25 protein-coding genes are annotated in these 21,383 nt (G+C 66.2%); 14 read left to right on the forward strand and 11 right to left on the reverse strand.

What is annotated here, in order from left to right; all coding sequences use genetic code 11:
- Window positions 1-2 precede the first annotated feature (2 nt).
- Entirely contained in the window at window positions 3-1,181 is a 1,179-nt protein-coding gene (locus AC1U2B_RS08060) for an acyl-CoA dehydrogenase family protein (protein WP_043394955.1), read from the reverse strand.
- Window positions 1,165-2,163 carry an acyl-CoA dehydrogenase family protein gene (locus AC1U2B_RS08065; RefSeq protein ID WP_480216375.1) on the reverse strand — a complete coding sequence of 333 codons (999 nt, stop codon included), beginning with the start codon at window positions 2,161-2,163 and terminating at the stop codon, window positions 1,165-1,167. Before AC1U2B_RS08065 ends, AC1U2B_RS08060 begins: the two co-directional genes overlap by 17 nt.
- A 103-nt stretch (window positions 2,164-2,266) precedes the next feature.
- Here AC1U2B_RS08065 and AC1U2B_RS08070 point away from each other — a divergent pair, with 103 nt between their 5' ends.
- From AC1U2B_RS08070 to AC1U2B_RS08085, 4 genes are read left to right on the forward strand one after another with little or no spacing between them, the layout of a single operon-like run.
- A complete protein-coding gene (locus tag AC1U2B_RS08070) occupies window positions 2,267-3,346 on the forward strand; it encodes an amidohydrolase family protein (RefSeq protein ID WP_480216376.1) in 1,080 nt (359 codons plus the stop codon).
- 16 nt (window positions 3,347-3,362) lie between these two features.
- Entirely contained in the window at window positions 3,363-4,505 is a 1,143-nt protein-coding gene (locus tag AC1U2B_RS08075; protein WP_043394950.1) for an amidohydrolase family protein, read from the forward strand.
- Window position 4,506: 1 nt separating this feature from the next.
- Window positions 4,507-4,896, forward strand: a complete 390-nt coding sequence (locus AC1U2B_RS08080) for a Rieske (2Fe-2S) protein (RefSeq protein ID WP_480216377.1) — start codon at window positions 4,507-4,509, stop codon at window positions 4,894-4,896.
- Window positions 4,893-5,792 carry an alpha/beta fold hydrolase gene (locus tag AC1U2B_RS08085; RefSeq protein WP_480216378.1) on the forward strand — a complete coding sequence of 300 codons (900 nt, stop codon included), beginning with the start codon at window positions 4,893-4,895 and terminating at the stop codon, window positions 5,790-5,792. Before AC1U2B_RS08080 ends, AC1U2B_RS08085 begins: the two co-directional genes overlap by 4 nt.
- A gap of 2 nt (window positions 5,793-5,794) precedes the next feature.
- On the opposite strand, the gene AC1U2B_RS08090 is transcribed toward AC1U2B_RS08085, so the two are convergent.
- Window positions 5,795-6,256, reverse strand: coding sequence for a hypothetical protein (locus tag AC1U2B_RS08090; protein WP_480216379.1), 462 nt, complete (start codon window positions 6,254-6,256; stop codon window positions 5,795-5,797).
- Between AC1U2B_RS08090 and AC1U2B_RS08095 the strand changes: the two genes are divergently transcribed.
- Genes AC1U2B_RS08095 through AC1U2B_RS08140 form a run of 10 tightly spaced genes read left to right on the forward strand, consistent with a single transcriptional unit; the run spans window position 6,249 to window position 15,140 of the window.
- Window positions 6,249-7,526, forward strand: coding sequence for an NADH-ubiquinone oxidoreductase-F iron-sulfur binding region domain-containing protein (locus AC1U2B_RS08095; protein ID WP_480216605.1), 1,278 nt, complete (start codon window positions 6,249-6,251; stop codon window positions 7,524-7,526). The genes AC1U2B_RS08090 and AC1U2B_RS08095 overlap by 8 nt on opposite strands.
- Window positions 7,523-7,786 carry a ferredoxin gene (locus AC1U2B_RS08100; RefSeq protein ID WP_480216380.1) on the forward strand — a complete coding sequence of 88 codons (264 nt, stop codon included), beginning with the start codon at window positions 7,523-7,525 and terminating at the stop codon, window positions 7,784-7,786. Before AC1U2B_RS08095 ends, AC1U2B_RS08100 begins: the two co-directional genes overlap by 4 nt.
- The gene (locus tag AC1U2B_RS08105; RefSeq protein WP_480216381.1) at window positions 7,768-9,435 is read left to right on the forward strand and encodes a thiolase C-terminal domain-containing protein; all 1,668 of its coding nucleotides are present in this window, start codon (window positions 7,768-7,770) and stop codon (window positions 9,433-9,435) included. Before AC1U2B_RS08100 ends, AC1U2B_RS08105 begins: the two co-directional genes overlap by 19 nt.
- Window positions 9,432-10,313 (forward strand): alpha/beta hydrolase, encoded by an 882-nt coding sequence (locus tag AC1U2B_RS08110; protein WP_480216382.1) that lies wholly within the window; start codon window positions 9,432-9,434, stop codon window positions 10,311-10,313. The genes AC1U2B_RS08105 and AC1U2B_RS08110 overlap by 4 nt, the downstream gene beginning before the upstream one ends.
- Complete coding sequence (locus tag AC1U2B_RS08115) at window positions 10,313-11,131, forward strand: NAD(P)-dependent oxidoreductase (RefSeq protein WP_480216383.1); 819 nt, start codon at window positions 10,313-10,315, stop codon at window positions 11,129-11,131. Before AC1U2B_RS08110 ends, AC1U2B_RS08115 begins: the two co-directional genes overlap by 1 nt.
- Window positions 11,128-11,931 (forward strand): NAD(P)-dependent oxidoreductase, encoded by an 804-nt coding sequence (locus tag AC1U2B_RS08120; RefSeq protein ID WP_480216384.1) that lies wholly within the window; start codon window positions 11,128-11,130, stop codon window positions 11,929-11,931. The genes AC1U2B_RS08115 and AC1U2B_RS08120 overlap by 4 nt, the downstream gene beginning before the upstream one ends.
- The gene (locus tag AC1U2B_RS08125) at window positions 11,928-13,139 is read left to right on the forward strand and encodes a cytochrome P450 (RefSeq protein WP_043985383.1); all 1,212 of its coding nucleotides are present in this window, start codon (window positions 11,928-11,930) and stop codon (window positions 13,137-13,139) included. The genes AC1U2B_RS08120 and AC1U2B_RS08125 overlap by 4 nt, the downstream gene beginning before the upstream one ends.
- Window positions 13,136-13,339 (forward strand): ferredoxin, encoded by a 204-nt coding sequence (locus tag AC1U2B_RS08130; RefSeq protein ID WP_043985384.1) that lies wholly within the window; start codon window positions 13,136-13,138, stop codon window positions 13,337-13,339. The genes AC1U2B_RS08125 and AC1U2B_RS08130 overlap by 4 nt, the downstream gene beginning before the upstream one ends.
- On the forward strand, window positions 13,336-14,388 hold the full coding sequence (locus AC1U2B_RS08135; RefSeq protein ID WP_480216385.1) for an NAD(P)H-dependent amine dehydrogenase family protein: 1,053 nt from the start codon (window positions 13,336-13,338) through the stop codon (window positions 14,386-14,388). Before AC1U2B_RS08130 ends, AC1U2B_RS08135 begins: the two co-directional genes overlap by 4 nt.
- Window positions 14,385-15,140 carry an SDR family NAD(P)-dependent oxidoreductase gene (locus AC1U2B_RS08140; RefSeq protein WP_480216386.1) on the forward strand — a complete coding sequence of 252 codons (756 nt, stop codon included), beginning with the start codon at window positions 14,385-14,387 and terminating at the stop codon, window positions 15,138-15,140. Before AC1U2B_RS08135 ends, AC1U2B_RS08140 begins: the two co-directional genes overlap by 4 nt.
- Window positions 15,141-15,164: 24 nt before the next feature.
- Here the strand turns inward: AC1U2B_RS08140 and AC1U2B_RS08145 are convergent, their stop codons facing one another.
- The 8 genes from AC1U2B_RS08145 to AC1U2B_RS08180 form a co-directional block, all read right to left on the reverse strand.
- Window positions 15,165-15,455 (reverse strand): DUF1330 domain-containing protein, encoded by a 291-nt coding sequence (locus AC1U2B_RS08145; RefSeq protein ID WP_043985387.1) that lies wholly within the window; start codon window positions 15,453-15,455, stop codon window positions 15,165-15,167.
- Window positions 15,456-15,469: 14 nt separating this feature from the next.
- Window positions 15,470-15,664, reverse strand: a complete 195-nt coding sequence (locus AC1U2B_RS08150; protein ID WP_043394926.1) for a ferredoxin — start codon at window positions 15,662-15,664, stop codon at window positions 15,470-15,472.
- Window positions 15,661-16,950, reverse strand: a complete 1,290-nt coding sequence (locus AC1U2B_RS08155) for a cytochrome P450 (RefSeq protein WP_043394924.1) — start codon at window positions 16,948-16,950, stop codon at window positions 15,661-15,663. Before AC1U2B_RS08155 ends, AC1U2B_RS08150 begins: the two co-directional genes overlap by 4 nt.
- A 94-nt stretch (window positions 16,951-17,044) precedes the next feature.
- Window positions 17,045-17,890 (reverse strand): TauD/TfdA dioxygenase family protein, encoded by an 846-nt coding sequence (locus AC1U2B_RS08160; protein WP_480216387.1) that lies wholly within the window; start codon window positions 17,888-17,890, stop codon window positions 17,045-17,047.
- Window positions 17,887-18,222 (reverse strand): hypothetical protein, encoded by a 336-nt coding sequence (locus AC1U2B_RS08165; RefSeq protein ID WP_043394919.1) that lies wholly within the window; start codon window positions 18,220-18,222, stop codon window positions 17,887-17,889. Before AC1U2B_RS08165 ends, AC1U2B_RS08160 begins: the two co-directional genes overlap by 4 nt.
- A 2-nt stretch (window positions 18,223-18,224) precedes the next feature.
- Entirely contained in the window at window positions 18,225-19,484 is a 1,260-nt protein-coding gene (locus tag AC1U2B_RS08170) for an aromatic ring-hydroxylating oxygenase subunit alpha (protein WP_480216388.1), read from the reverse strand.
- A gap of 24 nt (window positions 19,485-19,508) precedes the next feature.
- Complete coding sequence (locus tag AC1U2B_RS08175) at window positions 19,509-20,252, reverse strand: SDR family NAD(P)-dependent oxidoreductase (RefSeq protein WP_480216389.1); 744 nt, start codon at window positions 20,250-20,252, stop codon at window positions 19,509-19,511.
- A gap of 8 nt (window positions 20,253-20,260) precedes the next feature.
- Window positions 20,261-21,277 (reverse strand): 2Fe-2S iron-sulfur cluster-binding protein, encoded by a 1,017-nt coding sequence (locus AC1U2B_RS08180; RefSeq protein WP_480216390.1) that lies wholly within the window; start codon window positions 21,275-21,277, stop codon window positions 20,261-20,263.
- Window positions 21,278-21,383: the final 106 nt, after the last annotated feature.

The following is a 21,383-nucleotide window of genomic DNA, read 5'->3' on the forward strand; positions in this document are numbered from 1 at the left end:
AGTCAGCGTGCCCGCGGCAGACCCAGCACGTGCTGGGCGATGATGTTGCGCTGGATTTCGGAGGTGCCGCCGGCGATGGTGCCGCCGAAGCTGCGGGCATAGCGCTCGAACCAGCTGACGAAGTAGTGGTCGAGGTTCATGTGCTCATATCGCCCCGACGTCGCGGGGTGGCCCAGTCCCTCAATTCCCGCTGCTGACAACGCATTCTCCAGCGCGGTGCGCTCCGCCTCGGACCCGAGGAGCTTGAGCACCGACACCGATTGGGTGTTCATCTCGCCGCGGGACGCTCGGGCCAGCGCCGCCGACCCCATGGCACGCAGTGCGTGGTAGTCCATGATGGTCGTGGCGTACTGGTCCCGCTCGAGCGCCGTACGAGGCCGGAAGTCGGCGATCATGTTCGCGATGCGATCGGCGAAACCCAGCCACATCATGGTGCGCTCATGTCCGAGCGAACCGTTGGCCACTCCCCAGCCGCCGTTCAGCGGACCGACGAGGTTCTCCGCCGGAACCCTTGCGTCCGTGAAGAAGACCTCGTTGAAGTCCAGGTTCTCTTCGCTGCACAGGTCCGCGAACGGCCGGCACACCACGCCGGGGGTATCGGTCGGGATGATGAGCACGCTGATGCCCTTGTGCTTCGGGGCATCGGGGTCGGTACGGACGAACGTCAGCAGGAAGTCCGCGTCGTGTGCGCCCGACGTCCACACCTTCTGGCCGTTGACGACGAAGTGATCGCCGTCGAGGACCGCTCGGGTGCGCAACGAAGCCAGATCGGAACCGGCGCTCGGCTCACTCATGCCGAGCGACGCGGTCTTCTCGCCCCGGAGCACCGGCACCGCCCAGCGATGCTTCTGCTCGTCGCTGCCGAACGTAAGCAGTGACGCCGCAATGATATTCACGCCCTGCGGGTTGAAGCTGTGGTAAATCCGGCGGCGGCACAGCTCGTCGAGATGGACGAACTGCTGCACCACCGTCGCGTTGCGGCCACCGAATTCGGGCGGCTGGGCCGGCAGCAGCCAGCCGTTGTCGAACAGCAGCCGTTGCCAGTCACGCGCCCATTGCGGCATGTGCGAGACCGACCGGGGCCGCTCCAAAGTCTCTGTTTCCGTTGGCAGATGCTCGTCGAGGAACGCCGCGAACTCGGCGCGGAAGGCCTCGACGTCGGCGTCATACGAGAGTTGCACGGTACTCCTCTGCGATCATCGCGCGGTGTTCTGCGGCGCCGCCGAGCATCAGCTCGCCGGCCTTGGCGCGCTTGAGCGCGAACTGCAGGTCGTTCTCCCAGGTGAATCCCATGGCGCCGAAAGACTGCAGACCCTGCCGGAACACCAGGGCCTGACACTCCCCCGCCGATGCCTTGGCCATCGCCGAGGCCAGGCGCCGGCGCGGATCGTCGACACTGATCGTCAGCGCGGCGAAGTAGGACAGCGCCCGGGCCCGCTCGATGGCGACGTGCATGTCCGCGGCCTTGTGCTGGATCGCCTGGAACGAGCCGATCGGGACGCCGAACTGATGACGTTCCTTGACGTACTCCAGCACCAGATCGAGGATGCGCTGGCACGCGCCCACCATGGTGATCGCCATGCCGGTCAGCGCGACGTGGCGGGCGCGCTCCGCATCGGTCCCGAGGCGTTCGGAATCGGCTATCCGCGCTCCGTCGAACGACAGGTCCGCGACGTGCAACACCGGGTCGAACACCAGGTCCCGCCGCACGCCCACCGCCGACGCGTTGACGAGGAAGACGCCGGCCGCGGTCACCACGGCGAGCCGCTCGGCACGATCACCGTCGAGCACATAGCGGGCGGTGCCGTCCAACGCCCAGCCGCTGCCGTCGCGCCGTGCCGAAACCCCCTGGTAGACAGCAGCGCCCGCTTTTTGCGGATCGAACCGATCGCCGGCCAGCGGCGCGAACTGGCTCATCGTGGCCAGGAACGGTGTCGGGTCGGTGGCGCGCCCGAGCTCCTCGAGCACGATGGCCAACTCGACAGCGTTCTCGGGCTCGGCCATTTCGGTCCAACCCGCCTCGAGCCAGGTCTGCCAGAGCGGGGTCGGGTCGGCATCGTTCTCGGCGATGTCCCGGACCAAGGTCGGTGGACACTGTTTGGTGACGGCGTCTCGGACCGTCTCCTGCCATAACCGCTGATCAGCGTCGAACTCCAAAAGCATGCAGCGCCTCCTACGGCTAAATTCGGTCGCGAAAGTGAGAATAGCATTCTCTTTTGAGGTAATTAAGATTTACACTGGGTCGAGAGCTCGGAAGGACGCCCTTGTGATCGAACACGGCGACGGGACCCGTACCCCCGTCATCGATGCCAGCGTGCACATCTTCTTCGGATCGAACCGGGACCTGCGCGACGTGCTGCGCGAACCCTTCAGGAGCCGGGGCTTCCCCGACTATGAAATGGACTGGTACGGCGCACCCGGAGGCGAGTACGCCCCGGGCACCGAGGGACCCGACGGCCAGTACCCCGGCTCGGATCCGGACGTCGTCGCCCGCCACCTCTTCGAGCACCGCGGTGTCGATATCGCTGTGCTGCACCCGATGTCACGCGGCATCATGCCCGACCGGCACCTCGGCAGCGCCCTGGCCGCCGCGCACAACGAGATGCTGGTGTCGCGCTGGCTGGAGCATCCCGAATTCGGCGAACGATTCCGCGGCACCATTCGCATCAACCCCGACGACATCCCCGGCGCGCTGCGCGAGATCGACAAGTACAAGGACCACCCGCGGGTGGTACAGCTCGGCATCCCGCTGCAGTCGCGGGAACTGTTCGGCAAGCCGCAGTTCTGGCCGCTGTGGGAAGCCGCGATCGAGGCGAAGCTGCCGGTGGCCGCCCACATCGAGGTAGGGGCGGGCATCGTCTCCGCACCGACGCCGTCGGGCGTCCCGAACACCTACGAGCAGTACGCCGGCTTCATGGCGCTGAACTACCTCTACCACCTGATGAACATGATCGCCGAGGGCGTGTTCGAGCGGATGCCGGAGCTCAAGTTCGTCTGGGCCGACGGGGCGGCCGATCTGCTGACCCCATTCATGTGGCGCATGGACTGTTTCGGCAGGCCCCACCTGGAACAGACGCCGTGGGCACCGAAGATGCCCAGCGATTACCTGCCCGGACACGTGTATTTCGTCCAGGGAGCGCTGGACGGACCCGGCGACACCGAATTCGCCGGCGAATGGCTGGGTTTCACCGGCAAGGACGACATGGTGCTGTACGGCTCGAGCTACCCGCACTGGCAGCTCAACGATCTCGCGCTGCCCGGCTCGTACACCGCCGAACAGCGCGACAAGCTGTGCTGGCGAAATGCCGCCGACCTGTACGGCATCGCGGTGCCGGTCGGCGTCTGAGGAAGGAACGAACGCAATGAGTGTGACTGTCACGCAGCGCAAGCCCGCGGCCGAGCGCATCGCAGTCCGGTGTGTCGATTCCGATGTGCATCCGGCCCCCCGCCGGGGCGAGCTGATCCAGTACATCCCGGAGCCCTGGCGCACCAAGTACTTCCTCAGCCGTAACGTGGGCGAACAGATCTACTACGACGCCCCCGATTACGCGCACACGTTCGCGATGCGGGTCGACGCCTTCCCACCGGACGGGGAATTCGCCTGCAGCGATCCCGATCTCGCCTTCCAACAGCTGATCATGCAGGCGGGCGCCGACATTGCGATCCTGGAGCCCGCGGCGTACCCGGCGCGCATCGGCGGCGCCAACCATGCCCTCAACGTGGCGCTCAACGAGTGGCAGCTGAACCACTGGCTCGACAGCCACAACAACTGGCACGAACGCTGGCGTGGGTCGATCTGCGTGGCGATCGAAGAACCGCACGCCGCCGCCGCGGAGATCGAACGCCTGGCCGGCCACCCCTTCCTTGGCCAGATACTGATCAAGGCCGAACCGCGTCCGGCGTGGGGCGATCCGAAGTACGACCCGATCTGGGCCGCGGCCACCAAAGCCGACATGCCGGTGAGCTGCCACCTGTCCCGCAGTCACCACGAGGAACTCCCCATGCCGCCCGTCGGCATGCCCAGCTACAACCACGATTTCATGGTCACCTACTCGCTGCTCGCGGCGAACCAGGTGATGAGCATGATCTTCGACGGGCTGTTCGACCGATTCCCCACGTTGCGAATCGTTTTCGTCGAGCACGCGTTCACCTGGATCCTTCCGCTCATGTGGCGCATGGACAAGATCTACGAGGCCCGCAAGCCGTGGCTCGACATCAAGCGCAAGCCCAGCGACTACGTCAAGGACCACATCAAGTTCACCACCCAGCCGCTGGACTATCCGGAAGACAAGACCGAACTCACCCGGGCCTTCGAGTGGATGGAGTGCGAGAAGATCCTGCTGTTCAGCTCCGACTACCCGCACTGGACGTTCGACGACCCCCGCTGGCTCGTCAAGCACCTGCCCGAGCACGCGCGGGAAGCCGTGATGTTCCGTAACGGCATCGAGACGTACCGGCTGCCGACCACGGTGCCGGCGCTCGAGGGACAGGTCCGGGTGTTCTGAATTGACCGAGCCCAAGGAGCCCCGGCTGGCGCAGGGGCGTGAGCACGTCGTCGCCACCGTCGACGAAATCCCGCCGGGTACCCACAAACTGGTGCCCATCGGGCGGCACGGCGTCGGCGTGTACAACGTCAACGGCGCGTTCTACGCCATCGCGAACTACTGCCCGCACGAAGGCGGCCCGCTGTGTTCGGGCCGTCCGCGCGGCCGGACCATCGTCGACGACAGCGTGCCGGGCGACGCCGTGATGGTTCGCGACCTGGAATTCATCTACTGCCCGTGGCATCAGTGGGGCTTCGAATTGGCCACCGGGACAACAGCAGTCAAGCCCGAGTGGAGCATCCGGACGTACCCGGTGCGGGTCATCGGCAACGACGTGTTGGTGCAGGCATGACGACGCAGACAACGCGACTGCAGCGCGGCGAGCAGGTCATCGAGATCAACGGCGGCAACGTCGTGTATGAAATCCTCGGCAAGACCGGTGATTTCATCGCCTTGACGCCCGGGGGCCGGTTCAGCAAGGACATTCCAGGACTCCGGCCGCTCGCGCAGGCACTGGCCAAGGGCGGCTACCGGGTGCTGCTGTGGGACCGGCCCAACTGCGGCAAGTCCGATGTGCAGTTCTACGGCCAGAGCGAATCCCACATGCGCGCCGAAACGCTGTACACCCTGATCTCCAAGTTGGGGATCGGCCCCTGCATCCTGGCCGGCGGGTCGGGTGGCGCCCGGGACTCGATGCTCACCGCGATGCTCTACCCCGAAATCGTCACCAAGCTGGTGGTGTGGAACATCGTCGGCGGCGTGTACGGCTCCTTCGTGCTCGGCTCGTACTACATCGTGCCGAGCATCCTGGCAGTCCGCGGAGCAGGGATGAAAGGCGTTGCCCAAGTGGACGAGTGGCGCGACCGGATTGCGGACAACCCGGCGAACGCCTCCCGGCTGCAGTCCTACGACGGTGACGAGTTCCTCAAGCTCATGCTCCGGTGGCTGAACGCGTTCGTGCCCAAACCCGGCCAGACGATCCCGGGGGTCGAGGATGAGATGTTCGAGAACATCACGGTGCCGACCCTGATCATCCGGGGCGGTGAGAACGACCTCGACCATCCGAAGCGGACGTCGCTGGAAGTCAGCTGCCTCATCAAGGGTTCGCAGCTGATCGACCCGCCGTGGCCCGAAGATGCCTGGGAGCGGGCGAACGAGGCGCGGGCGGCCGGAAAGGTCAAGCACTTCAACATGTTCGACACCTGGGTGCAGGCCGCGCCGCCGATCCTGGAGTTCCTCCGCCGATGAGTTCACACCGTGCGGATGTGCACCTCACAGTTCAGCGACGCTTCGAGCGCCGTCTGGATGCGGCTCTCCGGAATCCGTTCCAGGTCGACTTTGGACAGGGTCACGGTGACGATGTCGAAGCCTTCGGTGCCGGGTTCGCGTGCCACGTCACCGGCGATCCCGAACCGCGACAGCACGCCGTGCGCGTCGTCATCGGTACCGCGGCTGACGTAGGTGACGACGCCGAGCTGCGGTGCGGTACCGAACGCCTTGGCGCACAGGGCGACACCGGAATCAGGCCCGCTTCCATCGATCAGCAGCTGCACCTGGCGGCGCCGGGGCGGCATCGCCGCCAGATCCACATCGAGTACTTCCACGCCCGCCGCGGTAGCGAGTTCCTTGAGGGCCGTCATGCCGCCCGCTAACCGCTCAGGCGTGAGTTCACCCACCGGGTCGACATCGACCCGCACCACGGCAGTGCGCATGCCGCTCAGCCTAACGGTGGCAGCTTGGCCGGGGCTGACCCCGCGACTACTGCGCGTCGGCAGCGAGACTTACGACGATTACGTTGCCGCCGGGGGCTATCGCGATCTCCATGACCCCGATGGCCTGCTCGACGAGGTAGAACGATCCGGGCTGCGCGGACGCGGCGGCGCGGCCTACCCCATGGCGGTCAAACTGCGCACGGTCCGCGACAACAGCCGTGGCCGGGGCGGCGCGGTCGTCGTCGCCAACGGCGAAGAGGGTGAGCCGGCGTCCATCAAGGACCGCTGGCTGCTGCGCAACCGGCCCCACCTGGTGCTGGACGGGTTGCGACTGGCGGCGACGATCATCGGCGCCCAGCGGACGTACGTCTATGTCTCGGACCCTGCCGCGGCCGCCAGCGTGGAATCGGCTGTTGCGCAACGGAATGCGGCGCCGTCCGTCGAGGTGGTGACTGTCGCGCCAGGGTATGTCGCCGGCGAGGAGACCGCCGCCGTCCGCGCGATCAACGGTGGCCCTGCCAAGCCGACCGACAAACCACCGCGCCCGTTCGAGCAGGGTGTCGCCACGCTGCCCACGCTCGTCAGCAATGTGGAGACCCTGGCGAATCTCCCCTACCTGCACGCGCACGGTGGCCAGGAGTTCAGGTCCATCGGCACCGCGGACTCGCCGGGCACATTCCTCGCGACCGTCACCGGCACCGGACGAGCACCTGCCCTCTATGAGCTGCCGCACGGCGTCAGATTCGCCGACGTCCTCGAACTGCATGGGGTGCCGGCCCAAATGGCAACGGGTGCCTTGATGGGCGGATACTTCGCCGGCCTGCTGGGCCCCAGTGTGTTGGATGCGACGCTGGACCACGAGGCTCTGCGCAGGTTGGGCAGCGGTCTGGGCTGCGGCGCCATCTCGATCCTGAACGGAGACTGCCCGGTGGCTGTTGCTGCAGCGGTGCTGGCGTATTTCGACCGGGAGAACGCCGGGCAGTGCGGGTCATGCTTCAACGGCACCGCCGCGATGGCCGCTGCCGCCGGGGGCCTGCGCGACGGCGTCGCGACGGGTGACGACCTCACACGGCTGCGCCGGTGGTCACGGGAGCTGCGCGGGCGTGGTGCGTGCGCGACGCTGGATGGTGCTGCCAACATCGCGGCCAGCCTGCTGGACCAATTTCCCGCGGAAGTGGCACGTCATCTGGAAAATGGTTGCCCAGCATGTCAATCCGGCGATTTCATCACCCTGCGACCCTACGAGGTGGAGGAGGTGATGATGGCATGAGAATCCGCCTTGATCGGACGATGTGCGACGGGTTCGGTGTCTGCGCCAAACATGCGGCGTCGTACTTCTCCCTCGACGACTGGGGATACGCGACACTCGTCGGCGACGGCGGTGTGCCTGAGGAAGACCGGCCCGCCGTCACGCGCGCACTGTTGGACTGCCCGGTGCACGCCATCGTGGAACTGACCGACCAGACCTCCGCACCACAGCCCGACACCGACACCGACACCCACGAAACAGAATGGGGAATCGTCCGTTGACTCGCATACCGCTGCCACAGGTGACGCCCGAGAACGAGTTCTATTGGACCGCAGGGGCGGACGGCACGCTGCGCATCACCGAATGCGAGAACTGCAACGCCCTGATCCATCCCCCGGCACCGGCCTGCCGCTACTGCCGCGAGCGAAAGATGGGCATCCGCACGGTGTCCGGTCGCGCGACGTTGATCGGCTTCACGCTCAACCAGCGATTCAGCATTCCCGGGCTGCCGGCCCCCTATGTGGTCGCCCAGGTGGCACTGGTCGAAGATCCGCGAGTTCGCCTGACCACCAACATCATCGACTGCGATCCCGAGCAGTTGGCACTCGGCCAGCAGGTGGAGGTCGTCTTCGAGCAGCACGAAGACGTCTGGCTGCCGCTGTTCCGTCCGGTCGCCGACCAGCCGGCGCTGGCTCCGCTGCCGACCGATGCGATCGAACCGCAGGATTTCGCCAAACACGTGCGGCCGATGATCACCACCGAGAAGTTCGAAGACAAGGTGGCCATCACCGGCATCGGCGCCTCCCAGATGGGGCGCAGGCTGATGCTGGACCCGCTGGCGTTGACCATCGACGCGTGTGAGAACGCCATCGCCGATGCCGGGCTGACCCTCGATGACATCGACGGGCTGTCGACGTGGCCCGGCGCGGGTCTCCCCGGACCATTCGGTGAGGGCGGCGTGACCGCGCTGGAAACCGCCCTTGGCATCAAACCGACCTGGTACAACGGCGGCCCGGAGACGTTCGGTCCAGGCGGCTCGGTCGTCGCTGCCATGCTGGCCGTCGCCGGCGGGTTGGCTCGCCATGTGTTGTGCTTCCGCACCCTGTGGCAGGCCACCTATGACGAACTCATGAAGCAGGGCAAGGCCGCTCCGATGGGCGGCACCCGGACCACCAGTTGGCAGATGCCGTTCGGGGGGACGTCCGCCGCCCACACCTTGGCGCAGAACGCACAGCGTCACATGCACCGCTACGGCACGCCGCGGGAGACGCTCGGCTGGATTGCGTTGAACCAGCGCGCCAATGCCGCGCTGAACCCGACGGCCATCTACCGCGATCCGATGACGATGGACGACTACCTGAATGCCCGGCCGATCACCACCCCGTTCGGGCTCTACGACTGCGACGTGCCGTGCGACGCGTCGATCGCGGTCATCGTGTCAGCCGTCGACGTGGCCCGCGACCTCGCCAAGCCGCCGATCCGGGTCGAAGCGGTCGGCACGCAGATCCTCGAACCGATCGAGTGGGACCAGAGCACGCTCACCCACGAGCCGCAGGTGCTCGGCCAGGCCGCCCACCTGTGGACGCGAACCAACTTGACGCCCAAGGATGTTGATGTCGCCGAACTCTACGACGGGTTCACGTTCAACTGCCTGTCCTGGATCGAAGCACTCGGCTTCTGCGGTATCGGCGAAGCCAAGGACTTCCTCGACGGCGGCACCAACATCGCCCGCGACGGCGTGCTGCCCCTGAACACCCACGGCGGTCAGCTGTCCCATGGCCGCACCCACGGTATGGGTCTGGTCCACGAAGCCATCACCCAGTTGCGCGGCGAGGCCGGCGAGCGGCAGGTCACCGATGCCCGCGTGGCGGTGGTCAGCAGCGGCGGCCTCACCCCCAGCGGGGTGCTTCTCCTGCGGACCGACTCATGACCGTCACGCCCCGGATGGTCCGCGTCGGCGACGTCATGATGTCAGGACTGATTGCCGAAGCCGACGCTCCGCGCGCCGTCATCGTCGCGGTGCACGGCGGTGGCAGCAGCGCAGCGTATTTCGATTGCCCCGGACACCCACGACTGTCGCTGATGCGCACCGCGGCGGCGCTCGGCTACACCGTCGTCGCGCTGGACCGCCCCGGGTACGGGGCATCGGACGCCTACCAGGATGCGATTGTGCGACCGGACCAGCGGGTCGCCCTGGCCTACGGCGCGGTAGACGCAATGCTGGGCTCACGTGATCGCGGGGCCGGCCTGTTCCTGCTCGGGCACTCCAACGGGTGCGAGCTGGCGTTGCGTATGGCTGTCGACGAATGCGCAGGTCTGACAGGTGTTTTCGGTATCGCGCTGGCCGGTACGGGGCTGCGCTACCAGGCCGCCGCCCTGGAGATGCTCAAGTCGGCGTCGGCCACCCACCGCCCGCCCGGGCTGCGCGAACTGCTCTGGCAACCGGCGGAGCTCTATCCGCCGCTGACGAACTCCCCCAATGCGCGCAGCGGTGCCCGGTACGAGGCCGCGATGGTCCAAGACTGGCCCCGCAGTGATTTCCCGGCGCTGGCCGCCGAAGTCCAAGTGCCTGTGCACTTCACTGTCGCCGAGCACGAACGGGTCTGGGAATCGGATCCGGGAGCCGTTGCAGCCATCAGCGAATTATTCACCGCCGCACCTCGTTTGACGGCCCACCGCCAGGTCGGAGCGGGCCACAACATCAGCGTCTCGGTGGGGGCTGCGGCCTACCACCTCACGGTCCTGGCGTTCATCGAGGAATGTCTGGCCACCCAGCGCAGCACCACAGTCACATTGGAGGTCGGTTAGTGCGAGTCGGGTTCATCGGTCTCGGCAGCCAGGGCGCGCCGATGGCGCGCCGCATCGTGGCAGGCGGATATCCGCTGACGTTGTGGGCCAGGCGTCCGGCCTCCGTCGAACCGTTCGCCGACACCGCGGCCAAGGTCGTCGGTACACCCACCGAGTTGGCTGCCGTCAGCGACTTGGTCTGCGTGTGCGTGGTCGGAGACGACGACGTCCGGCAGGTGCTGGACGGCGAACACGGCGTCTTCGCCGGACTGGCGCCGGGTGGCACCGTCGCCATCCACAGCACCGTGCACCCCGACACCTGCCGCGAACTCGCCGAAACTGCCGCAGCCAAGGGAATTTCGGTGATCGATGCTCCGGTCAGCGGCGGTGGTCCGGCTGCCGCTGCCGGCCGCCTCCTCGTCATGGCCGGCGGCGATCCGAAGGTCGTGGAGCGCTGCCGTCCGGTGTTCGCCACCTACGCCGAACCGATCGTCCACCTGGGCGATATCGGATCCGGCCAGGTGACCAAGCTGCTGAACAACCTGCTGTTCACTGCCAACATCGCGACAGCGAAGTCGACGCTGGACCTCGGTGCGGCGCTGGGCGTCTCGGTAGACAGCCTCTCCGAGGTGATCACCCAGGGGTCGGCGAACAGTTTCGCGCTCGGCCGCATCGCGCAGTTCGGCGGCAGCCTCGATGTCCTCAAATCGGTGGCAGCCGATCTGCTGCGGAAAGACGTGACGCTGATCGCGAACCTTGCCGAGGCCGCCGGCGCCGCACCGGGCGCGGTGCTCGAATCCGCGGACGCGGCATTGGGTCTGATGGGCCGGACGCGGTGAACACGGTCGGCTTCGTCGGCGCGGGGCGCATGGGTGCTGCCATGGTTCGCCGCGTCGTCGCGGCCGGCCACCACGTGAACGTCCTGGCGCGCTCACCAGAGAAGGGTGCTGCCATCACCGAGCTGGGCGCGACGCCGGTCGGTGATCTGGCCGGCGTCTGCGCAGGCGCCGATGTGGTCGTCATCTGTGTCTTCACCGATGAGCAGGTCCGCGACGTCGCCGAAGCCCTGATCGCAGACCTGGACTCGCACACCGTCGTGGTCATCCACACCACCGTTAGCCCGCACACCACCGAGGCCATCGTCGCCCGCGGGGTGGCCGTCGTCGACGCGGCGGTCAGCGGCGGTCCGCACGACATCGCGGCGGGCCGGTTGACGCTGTTCGTCGGCGGGTCCGACGCTGCGGTCGAGCGGGTCCGGCCGGTGCTGGTCAGTTATGGCGACCCGATCATTCCCGTCGGGCCGCCGGGCGCCGGCCAGCGGGTCAAGCTGATCAACAATGCGTTGTTCGCCGCCCAGATCGGGTTGATCAGCGCCGCCGTCGAATTCGGAGAGCGGATCGGCGTTCCCGAGTCGACGCTGCTGGCCGCTCTGCCGCACGCGAGCGCCGGTAGCCGTGCGCTGGACAGCGTCTCGCGGGCGGGTTCTGCGGCGTCGTTCCGCGCGGCCGTCGGCGAGTTCCTGAGCAAGGACATCGCAACAGTCCGCGCCACCGCAGCCGAGTTGGGCGCCGGCCTGGGCGTTCTCGACACCATCTTCGACACCGGCCTGGCGCCGACGGGAGGGACCAAGTCAGCATGACCGCAACGAAACTCGTCTTCGACCCGTTCTCCGAGGACTTCTTCAACGGGCCGTGGGAGACGTACCGGCGAATGCGGGCGGAAGCTCCGGTGTACTACAGCGAGGAACACGACTTCTACGCGCTGTCGCGCCACGATGACGTGGCACCCGCGTACCGCGACTTCGAGACCTATTCGTCGGCGTTCGGTGCTGACCTGGCGCAGGTGCGCACGGGCGTCGAAATGCCGGGCAACATGCGGATGATCATCTTCATGGACCCGCCCGAGCACCGGCACATCCGCAGCCTGCTCAACAAGGTGTTCACGCCACGCGCCATCCAGTCCCAGCGCGACATGGTGCGGACGAAGATCGACAAGTACCTGAACCGGCTCGACCCCAACGGATTCGACGCGGTGCAGGACTTCACCGGCCCCTTCCCGGTCGAGGTGATCACCGACATGATGGGCGTACCCGAGGAGGATGCCCAACAGGTCCGCTATTGGATCGATGAGTCGTTGCACCGCGAGATCGGCCAGGTCGAAACCTCCGAGCAGGGCATCCAGGCCTACCTCGACAGTGCGGCTTTCTATTTCGACCTGGCTCGGCAACGCAAGGACGCACCCGGTGACGACCTGATCAGCCGGCTGCTCGCCGCCGAGACCGAGCGCGAAGACGGGACCGTCACCAAGCTCGAGGACTACGAGATCGCCGGCTTCGCTTCGCTGTTGGGCGGCGCTGGCGCCGAGACGGTGACCAAACTGGTCGGCAACGCGGTGTACCTGTTCGCCCGCCATCCGGAGCAGTGGCAGAAGCTGTTGGACGATCGGAGCAAGATTCCGGCGGCCATCGAGGAGCTGCTGCGCTACGAGGCGCCCTCGCAGTACAACGTGCGTCGCAGCATGAAAGACGTTCACCTGCACGGCACGACGATTCCCGAGGGCGCTCCGGTGTTCCTGCTCGGCGGCTCCGCCAACCGCGATCCCGACGTGTGGACCGACGCCGACACCTTCGACATCGACCGCAGTCACACAGAGGCCCAGAATCTCGGTTTCGGGTACGGCATCCACAGCTGTCTGGGGGCGGCGCTGGCGCGCATGGAGAGCGCCGTGGCGCTGGAGGCCCTGCTGGATTTCATGCCGCGCTACGAAATCGATTGGGACGGCTGCAAACGCGTCCACATGCAGAACGTCATGGGCTGGCAGAACGTCCCCGTACGGGTACTGCGATGAGCAGGGTGAGCGTCGACTTCGGGCTGTGTGAGAGCAACGGAGTCTGCGAGGGAATCATCCCCGAGGTGTTCCACCTCGACGACCAGGACTATCTGCACGTCCTGCAGGACGAGGTGACACCGGAAAACCGCGACCGGATCGTCGACGCCGTCCGCCAATGTCCCCGTCAGGCCATATCGATCACGGAGAATCCCGCATGAAGCCCTATCGTGTCGTGCAATGGACGACCGGCAATGTCGGCAAGAGCTCGGTCAAAGCCGTTGCCGCACATCCGGACCTGGAACTCGTGGGCTGCTACGCCTGGTCACCGGACAAGGTCGGCCTCGATGTCGGCGAGCTGTGCGGGATCGACCCCGTCGGGGTGGCCGCCACCAATGATGTTGCGGCGCTGCTGGCGCAGAAGCCGGACTGCGTGGTGTACAACCCGATGTGGATCGACGTCGACGAAGTCGTGCGCATCCTCGAAGCCGGCGTCAATGTCGTTGCGACGGCATCTTTCATCACCGGACACAACTTGGGCCGCGACCGGGAGCGCATCATCGAAGCCTGCCGTGTCGGGGGCTCGACGATGTTCGGCTCCGGCGTCAGCCCCGGATTCGCCGAGCTGCTGGCGATCGTCGGCGCGATGGCGTGCGACCGGGTCGACAAGGTGACCATCGCAGAGTGCGCCGACACCACCTTCTACGATTCGCCCGCCACCGAAATCCCCTGCGGCTTCGGCATGCCGATCGATTCGCCCGACCTGCCACCGATGGCCGCCGCGGGCACCGCGATCTTCGGTGAGGCGGTGCGACTGCTCGCCGACTCGTTGGGCGTCGAACTCGACGAGGTCCGGTGCGAAGCCGAATACGCGCAGACCACAACGGATCTGGATCTCGGGTCGTGGACCATCGAGAAGGGTTGCGTGGCGGGCGTCGCCGCGAGCTGGCAAGGTGTGATCGCCGGCAAGACCGTCGTCGAACTCAAGGTGCGCTGGCGAAAGGGCCAGTCACTCGATCCCGATTGGCAACTCGACGCCGACGCGTGGACCATCACCATCGACGGCCGCCCGACCGTCACCATGAAGGTCGCCTTCCTGCCGCCACCGGACTTTCAGGCGACCACCATGGCTGAGTTCATGACCCTCGGCCACATCATGACCGCGATGCCCGCCATCAACGCCATCCCGGCCGTCGTCACGGCCGCGCCTGGCATCGCCACCTACAACGACCTGCCGCTGACCCTACCGCGCATGAAAGGCCTTGCATGAAAGAAGGATTCGAGGACCGGGTCACCCTGATCACCGGAGCGGGCTCGGGCATTGGGCGCGCCACTGCCCTGGCATTCGCCAAGGCGGGCGCTCGCGTCGTCGCCACCGACATCAACGGCGAGGCGGCGCGGGAAACCGCGGAGTTGATCGGCGATGCTGCCATTGCCGTCGGCGCTGACATCGCCGACGAGGAATCCGTGGCACGCGCGGTGGCTGCGGCCCTCGATACCTACGGCCACATCGACGTGCTGTCCAACAACGCCGGCGTCATCGACAGCATGGCGCTGCCCGCCGACACCACGCTCGCCGAATGGGACCGGGTCATCCGGATCAACCTGACCGGCACCTTCATCGTCACCCACGCCGTGCTCCCGCACATGCTCGGCCAACAGCGTGGCGTCATCATCAACACCGGCTCGGCCGCTGGGGTTCGTGGCGGCTCGGCGGGCGCCGCATACACCGCATCCAAGCATGGCGTGATCGGCCTGACCCGTAACATCGCCTGGTCGTACGCCACGGATGGCATTCGGTGCAACGCGATCCTGCCGGGCCCCACGCTGACCGGAATCACCAGCAGCATCAGCGGATTCAACGAGACAGGTCAGGCCCGCCTGACGCCCATCATCTCGGCGGCCCCGAACATCGCCCTGCCCGAGCAGATGGCCGACGTGATCGTCTTCCTCGCCTCCGACGCCGCGGCATTCGTCAACGGTGCGATCGTGGCAGCCGACGGCGGGTGGTCGGCAGGCTGACGCCTGCCCACCATCAGGCCGCAGTCAGGCCCCGAAGCCCGCCAGGATCACCGCATTGCAGTCCGCGGCAGACTGGCGGATTTTCGCCGCCGCCTGGTACGCGTCGGATTCGTACCAGGCGCGTGCGGCATCCACCGACTCGAACTCCAGCACGACGGTCTGGTTGCCGTGCCAGCTGCCCTCGAGCACCTGGGGGTTCTGGTCCACCGATACGATCGTGGCGGACGACATCGCCTTGCCGGCCAGCTTGGCATACTCGGCCATACCGGCGGGGTCCTTGACGTCCTCGGTGAGGATCACATATCCCTTGGCCACTCGAATCTCCTTGACTAGTCGTTATTTTCGACGATTGCTTGTTCAGGGCAATTCACCATGGCATCGCGAACCGCAACTTCGAGATCGCCGGTCACCTCGGCCGGATCGGCGACGGCATAACCGTCGTCGGTCATGCTGAAGACATCAGGGCACAACGTCAGGCACATGCCGTGCCCGCGACACCGGTCTTCATCGACAACAACCTTCATGACGCGCTCCCGACCGGATCGAATTCGAGGTGGAGATCGATGATGCCACGCAGGATGTAGGTCGGGATGTACTGGTACTGACGGCTTCCCGCCGGCCCGTGGTGCGCATCAGAAATTCGGATGTCCGATGTTCGGTCCAGTAACCGCTCCAGGGCCACGCGCGTCTCGGCCCGTGCCAGCGGCGCACCCGGGCAGCTGTGGATACCGCGCCCGAACGCCAGGTGCTGGCGGGCGTTCTTGCGCTCGGCATCGAAGGTATCGGGATCCTCGAACCGTCGCGGATCCCGGTTGGCCGCACCGTTGATCACCATCAGCGTGCAGCCCGCTCCGATCGCCTCGTCGCCGATGGTGGTCGGCACGCGCGAGAGCCGGAAGTCGCCCTTGACCGGACTCTCGATGCGCAGGCACTCTTCGATGAAATTCGGCAGCAGGCTGCGGTCTGCCCGCAGCTTGGCCTGAATGTCGGGCTGCTCGCCGATGACCTTCAGCGCAGTACTGAGCAGCCGGACCGTGGTCTCCTGTCCGGCCGAGAACACGTTCGTGGCCACGCGCACCACGTCGTCCACCGTCGGCATGGTGCCGTCGGGGAACGTCGCGGTGGCCAAGCCGGTGAGCACGTCGTCGCGCGGTTCGCGGCGGCGATCCTCGACGTAGACCGCGAAAGCCTCGTAGAGATACTCGAACGGCGTCTTGGAGAGCGTCTTGTCGTCGGTGCTGCCCAGCCCGCCGCCATGGGTCCCCTTCGCGAGGCGCTCGAGCAGCTCGGGGCAGTCCTCGTCGGGAACACCGAGCAGGTCCGCGATGACGCGCAGCGTGAACGGCCCGGCGAACCCCTTGATGAACTCACCCTCGCCGGGCGCCAGGAAGTCGCCCAGCATGTCGTCGGCGATCCGCCACATCGCGTCCTCGTTCTCCTTGAGGCGCTTTGGGGTGATCAGCCGCATCAGCAGTGCGCGGTGATTGGTGTGCGTGGGCGGGTCCAGCGTGGGCAGCTGATCGCTGTACGGGATCTCGTCGCGGTGCTTGACGATGAGGTCGCTGACATCATCACCCTCGAGCGGCACCGGGAACCCCGGGAACGGGCCGGTGACCGAGATGCACGACGAGAAGGTGTCGGCGTCGTTGTAGACGTCGACCGCCTCCTGCCAGCCGGTGACCATCGTGACGCCGTAATGCTCCTCGCGAGCCACCGGACACTTGTTCCGCAGGGCCTCGTAAAACGGGTACGGGTCATCGGTCAGCCGACCATCCCGGAAGAAATCGACCGCGGTGAGGTCTTCCGACACGCGTCCTCCATTCCAAACCAATTCAGATGAGAATATCATTCTCATTCTTGATGATTAGATTTCCACAGCAGTTCGCCGGCGTCAATGCGGCTGATCACTGGATCGGTTCGTCACCGAGCACTGTGGTGCGCAACATCTCGCGCGGCGAGCCCGGGTCGTACGGCGCAGCCCGGTGCAGCACGCCACGGTTGTCCCAGATGACGGTGTCCCCCACCGACCACGTGTGGCTGTACACCTTCTCGGGAACCGTTGCGCGCTCGAGCAGTTCGGCGAGCAGCGCGCGTCCCTCAGCCAGGTCCATGCCGACGATGTAGTCCGCCGACGCACCGAGTACCAGCGACCTACGGCCGCTGCGGTGCGTCCAGACCAGCGGATGCTCGTGTGTGCGCCGCGACCGCCACGCCGCCAGCATCTCCGGTGACGGGTCCGGAGTGACGCGGCGTTGCGAAGCCTCCAGCGAATGGACCACCCGCAACCGCCCGCAATGCTCCTGTTCGTCGGCGTTCAATTCGTCATATGCACCATAGGAATTGGCGAACTCGGTCTCACCGCCGCTGGCCGCCACCGCGACGGCCGAGAGCACCGTCGCCTGCTGTGGGCAGGTGTCGTCGATAGGCGTGCAGCCGTCGATGTGCCAGTCGAACGTCGCCCGCAGATAGGCCGCCGAGGCGTTCTTGGACGTGTCGAGGGTGATCGGGTAGATGCCCGCGACCGGATGATGGCCGTCCGAAGAGTGATCGACATGTCCAAGCCTGCGGCAGAACGCGACCTGCTCGTCCGGACCGAGCTGCAGACCGGGAAAGACCAGTACGCCGTTGTCCTCCAAGGCATCCAGCACCGCTGCCGCCAGCACATCGTCGGCGGCCAATCGCCCGGCATCGATGCCGAGCACTTCCGCCCCGACCGACGACGTGAGCTTGTTGATGGTCAGCAGGCTCATGGCACTGGCGCCCCGACGCGATTCATGACGGCGTCGGCGGAGTCGGCCGGCTTCTGCGTGCCGAAGATCTCGACGGCCATCGAGACCATGATCATCGAGTAGATGAGGTGCAGCAGGTTGAGCGCGTCGTCCGGCAGGTCGTCGAGCCCGAACTTGTCGCAGTAGTCGATGGCCTCTTCGAAGCGCGGGGTGAACGCGTCGTAGAACTCTCGAATCTCGACCATCGGGGTGCTCAGGCGCATGTCCCAGCGTTCGGGTTCTGTTGCCAGGCACCACTTCTCGGCGAACGGCTCGAACTCGGCGAACGCGCTGGGCAGTCGTGCTTCCGCCATGGTCACACCCCCACCGGCGCACGCTGAGCCTGGTACTGCTCGACCCAGTCGACCGACACCTTGTGCAGATGACGAACCAGGATCTCCTGATCGGACAGCGGATAGTCGTCGACGACGTCGTATTCCAGCGCCGCCTGGGTGCCGCCGAGCATGCCGGCGTCCTGAAGCGCGAATTCCTTGAGCACCACCGAGGCGACTTCGTGCTCGATGCGTTCACGGACGGAACGCGCTGGGTGAAATGCGTTGTACGCCTCGAACTTATGGGTGTTGTGTGAGGTCGGCCAGTAGCGGTACAGCAGATACCAGCCGTGGTAGATCAGGATCTCCAGATTCGGGAAAATCTGGAAGTTGGTGATGCCCCACGGTTCGATGCCGCCGGGGTTCAGTCCGGCCGAGAAATGGGTCTCCGGGGTACGCCACGGCCCCACCAGACCGCTGCGCGTGACCCGTTCGACCGGATACATGTAGTCGGGATCGAGCTTCCAGCGCCGGGTACCCGCGGTCGACACGAGCCGGTGCGGACCATCGATCTGAAAGTGCCCGCACTCGAAACTGGCGTTGGGTTGGCGCACCGCGCTGGGCACCTGCTGCGAGTGCAGCGAGGGCACGTGGTAGTACTCCTGGAACGCATCGGCGAAGATTTTCCAGTTGCTGTTGTTCTCCGCCGCAAAGTCATAGCGCTCGGTCATCAACCCGAACGGGTAGTCGTCGAGCGCCGTGATCATCGGGCCGAGGAACTCCCGCAGACTCCACTGGGGCTCGGGATCGAAGTTGATGAAGATGAAACCGTTCCACACCTCGCAGTGCACGGGCTTGAGCCCATACTGCGAGCTGTCCAGCCCGAAGAACTCCCCCTCCTGCTGGACGAAGGTCAACTCGCCTTTGAGGTCATAACGCCAGCCGTGATACTTGCAAGTGAACTGGCGGCAGCCGCCTCTGGTCTCCTCGCCCGGAAAGTCGTTCCACACCAACTTGTTTCCACGATGCCGGCAGATGTTGTAGAAGGCGCGAATCTCGTCGTCCCGGCCCTTCACCACGATCACCGACGTCCGGGCCGCATCGATCTCTTTGGTGAAATAGCTGCCGGCCCGCGGCACTTCCTCGATCCGGCCGACGTTGAGCCAGGCGCGTTTGAAGACCGCTTCGCGCTCGAGTTCGTAGAACTCCGGCGAGATCGAGTCGCGGAACGAAATCGGCCCGGTGCCGAGTTCGGGATAGTGCTCGGTCCAACTGCCTTCAGCCGGTTTCGGCCACTTAGCCATGAACTCCTCCTCGAAGTTGTTGCCTCACATCACTGCCCCACCGTTGACGCCCAGGGTCTGCCCGGTGATGAAGCCCGCCTCCGGCGAGCACAGGAACCCCACCGCCGCGGCGATGTCGTCACCGGTACCGAGATGTCCGACCGGGATGCTGGCCGCCATCTGCTCGTTGGGCGGCAGGTTGCCCGTCGCCTGCGACTGGTGCTGCATCGGTGTCTCGATGCCCGACGGCGGCACGTTGTTCACGGTGATCCCGGACGGGCCATATTCGCGCGCAAGCGATTTCGTCAGCGACAGCAACGCACCCTTGGAAGCTGCGTAATGCGCCATGCCCGGTGATCCGCGCTGTGCGCTCGACGACGAGATCATCACGATGCGGCCCCATCCCGCCGCCAGCATGTCGGGCACCGCGACCTGACAGCAATGGAACGTACCGGTGAGATTCACGTCGATCAGCCGCTGCCAGGCCTGGACGGTGATATCGGTGAACGGCGCGAAGTCCACCACACCGGCGCTGGTGACCAGAATGTGCACGGGCCCGAACTCGCTGCGCACCTTCGCGAAGGCATCCTCCACGGATGTGCGGTCACTGACGTCGACGGCGATCCCGATCGCCGCCACCCCGTCGGCGCGCAGATCCTCGGCAACCGTTTGTGCCGCTTCACTGTTCACATCAAGGACAGCCACCCGGTGTCCCCGCCGGCCCAGCTCATGGCAGGTCGCCTCGCCCATTCCCGAGGCCCCGCCGGTCACCACAGCCACGCGTGTCATGTGCACTCCTACTCGTAAACCACTCGAACGGTTCTGCTGGTCGGCATGGACTGACAGGTCAGCACCCAGCCGTCGGCGACCTCGTCGTCGTCGAGAGCATCGTTGTTGATCATGTGCGCGCTGCCTTCGACGATGCGGGCCATACACGTTCCGCAGGAACCGGTTTCGCACGACGACGGCGCCCGCAGGCCCGCGATGCGGGCCGTCTGCAGCAGGGTGTTGCCGGACCGGTATTCCACGGTCGTCTTGCGGCGGTCGAGTTCGATGGTGACTTCCTCGGTGACCGATGCCGCCGCGTCGGCAGCCGATACCGCGGCGACCTGGAAGCGCTCCAGGTGAATCCGGGTCCGGGGCGTTCCGGTCTGCATGACGGCGGATTCCACGGCGTCCATGAACGGCCCCGGCCCGCAGATGTAGTACTCGGCATCACCGGCATCGGCGATGAAGGACGCGATGGCCTCAGGCTGCACGACGCCGTCGACGTCGTCGAGGTGGTGACGCACAGCGAGTCGGTCCGGATGCGATTTCGCCAGAGCGCCAAGGGAATCGGCGAAGATCACCGAGTCGCGACTGCGGTTGGCGTAGAACAGCCGGATGCGGCGGGAAGTCCCGGCCAGCGCGGCGCCGATCAATGAGTGGATCGGCGTGATCCCGCTGCCACCCGCGAAGGCCACGATGTCGCGGTCCGCCGCACTCAGGACGAATCGCCCTTCCGGCGGTGCGGCCTCGATGTGATCGCCGGCCGTGGCCGTGTCGTTCAGCCAGTTCGAGACGAGCCCGCCCCCGTCACGCTTGACGGTGATCTGCAGGTCGTCTCCATTGTGGGGCGACGACGACATCGAGTAACACCGCCGGTGCTGGTCCCCGGCCACCCGCACCCGCAGGGTCAGGAATTGCCCTGCCTGGTAACGGAATCGGGGCGCGCAATCGTCGGGGATGTCGAGAACCAACGACACCGCGTCGCCGGTTTCCCGCACCACCCGCTTGATACGCAGTGACGCGAAATCGTCTGCTAGATCAGCCATCCCCTCGACAGTATCAAGTACTTGTTATTGATATCAAGTGGTTGATACTCAGTCGATGGCCGAGTTGAGCGCGGGCCGGCTCCGGCGCCGATCGCAGCGGGCGGCG

The sequence above is a fragment of the Mycolicibacterium sp. P4_G11 genome (assembly GCF_056555145.1).

What these genes read in the sequence shown, in the direction of transcription:
- AC1U2B_RS08065 (WP_480216375.1), bottom strand. Translation starts at nt 2,163, where the DNA reads ATGCTTTTGGAGTTCGACGCTGATCAGCGGTTATGGCAGGAGACGGTC.
- AC1U2B_RS08075 (WP_043394950.1), top strand. Translation starts at nt 3,363, where the DNA reads ATGAGTGTGACTGTCACGCAGCGCAAGCCCGCGGCCGAGCGCATCGCA.
- AC1U2B_RS08085 (WP_480216378.1), top strand. Translation starts at nt 4,893, where the DNA reads ATGACGACGCAGACAACGCGACTGCAGCGCGGCGAGCAGGTCATCGAG.
- AC1U2B_RS08090 (WP_480216379.1), bottom strand. Translation starts at nt 6,256, where the DNA reads ATGCGCACTGCCGTGGTGCGGGTCGATGTCGACCCGGTGGGTGAACTC.
- AC1U2B_RS08100 (WP_480216380.1), top strand. Translation starts at nt 7,523, where the DNA reads ATGAGAATCCGCCTTGATCGGACGATGTGCGACGGGTTCGGTGTCTGC.
- AC1U2B_RS08105 (WP_480216381.1), top strand. Translation starts at nt 7,768, where the DNA reads ATGGGGAATCGTCCGTTGACTCGCATACCGCTGCCACAGGTGACGCCC.
- AC1U2B_RS08110 (WP_480216382.1), top strand. Translation starts at nt 9,432, where the DNA reads ATGACCGTCACGCCCCGGATGGTCCGCGTCGGCGACGTCATGATGTCA.
- AC1U2B_RS08125 (WP_043985383.1), top strand. Translation starts at nt 11,928, where the DNA reads ATGACCGCAACGAAACTCGTCTTCGACCCGTTCTCCGAGGACTTCTTC.
- AC1U2B_RS08130 (WP_043985384.1), top strand. Translation starts at nt 13,136, where the DNA reads ATGAGCAGGGTGAGCGTCGACTTCGGGCTGTGTGAGAGCAACGGAGTC.
- AC1U2B_RS08135 (WP_480216385.1), top strand. Translation starts at nt 13,336, where the DNA reads ATGAAGCCCTATCGTGTCGTGCAATGGACGACCGGCAATGTCGGCAAG.
- AC1U2B_RS08140 (WP_480216386.1), top strand. Translation starts at nt 14,385, where the DNA reads ATGAAAGAAGGATTCGAGGACCGGGTCACCCTGATCACCGGAGCGGGC.
- AC1U2B_RS08150 (WP_043394926.1), bottom strand. Translation starts at nt 15,664, where the DNA reads ATGAAGGTTGTTGTCGATGAAGACCGGTGTCGCGGGCACGGCATGTGC.
- AC1U2B_RS08160 (WP_480216387.1), bottom strand. Translation starts at nt 17,890, where the DNA reads ATGAGCCTGCTGACCATCAACAAGCTCACGTCGTCGGTCGGGGCGGAA.
- AC1U2B_RS08165 (WP_043394919.1), bottom strand. Translation starts at nt 18,222, where the DNA reads ATGGCGGAAGCACGACTGCCCAGCGCGTTCGCCGAGTTCGAGCCGTTC.
- AC1U2B_RS08170 (WP_480216388.1), bottom strand. Translation starts at nt 19,484, where the DNA reads ATGGCTAAGTGGCCGAAACCGGCTGAAGGCAGTTGGACCGAGCACTAT.
- AC1U2B_RS08175 (WP_480216389.1), bottom strand. Translation starts at nt 20,252, where the DNA reads ATGACACGCGTGGCTGTGGTGACCGGCGGGGCCTCGGGAATGGGCGAG.
- AC1U2B_RS08180 (WP_480216390.1), bottom strand. Translation starts at nt 21,277, where the DNA reads ATGGCTGATCTAGCAGACGATTTCGCGTCACTGCGTATCAAGCGGGTG.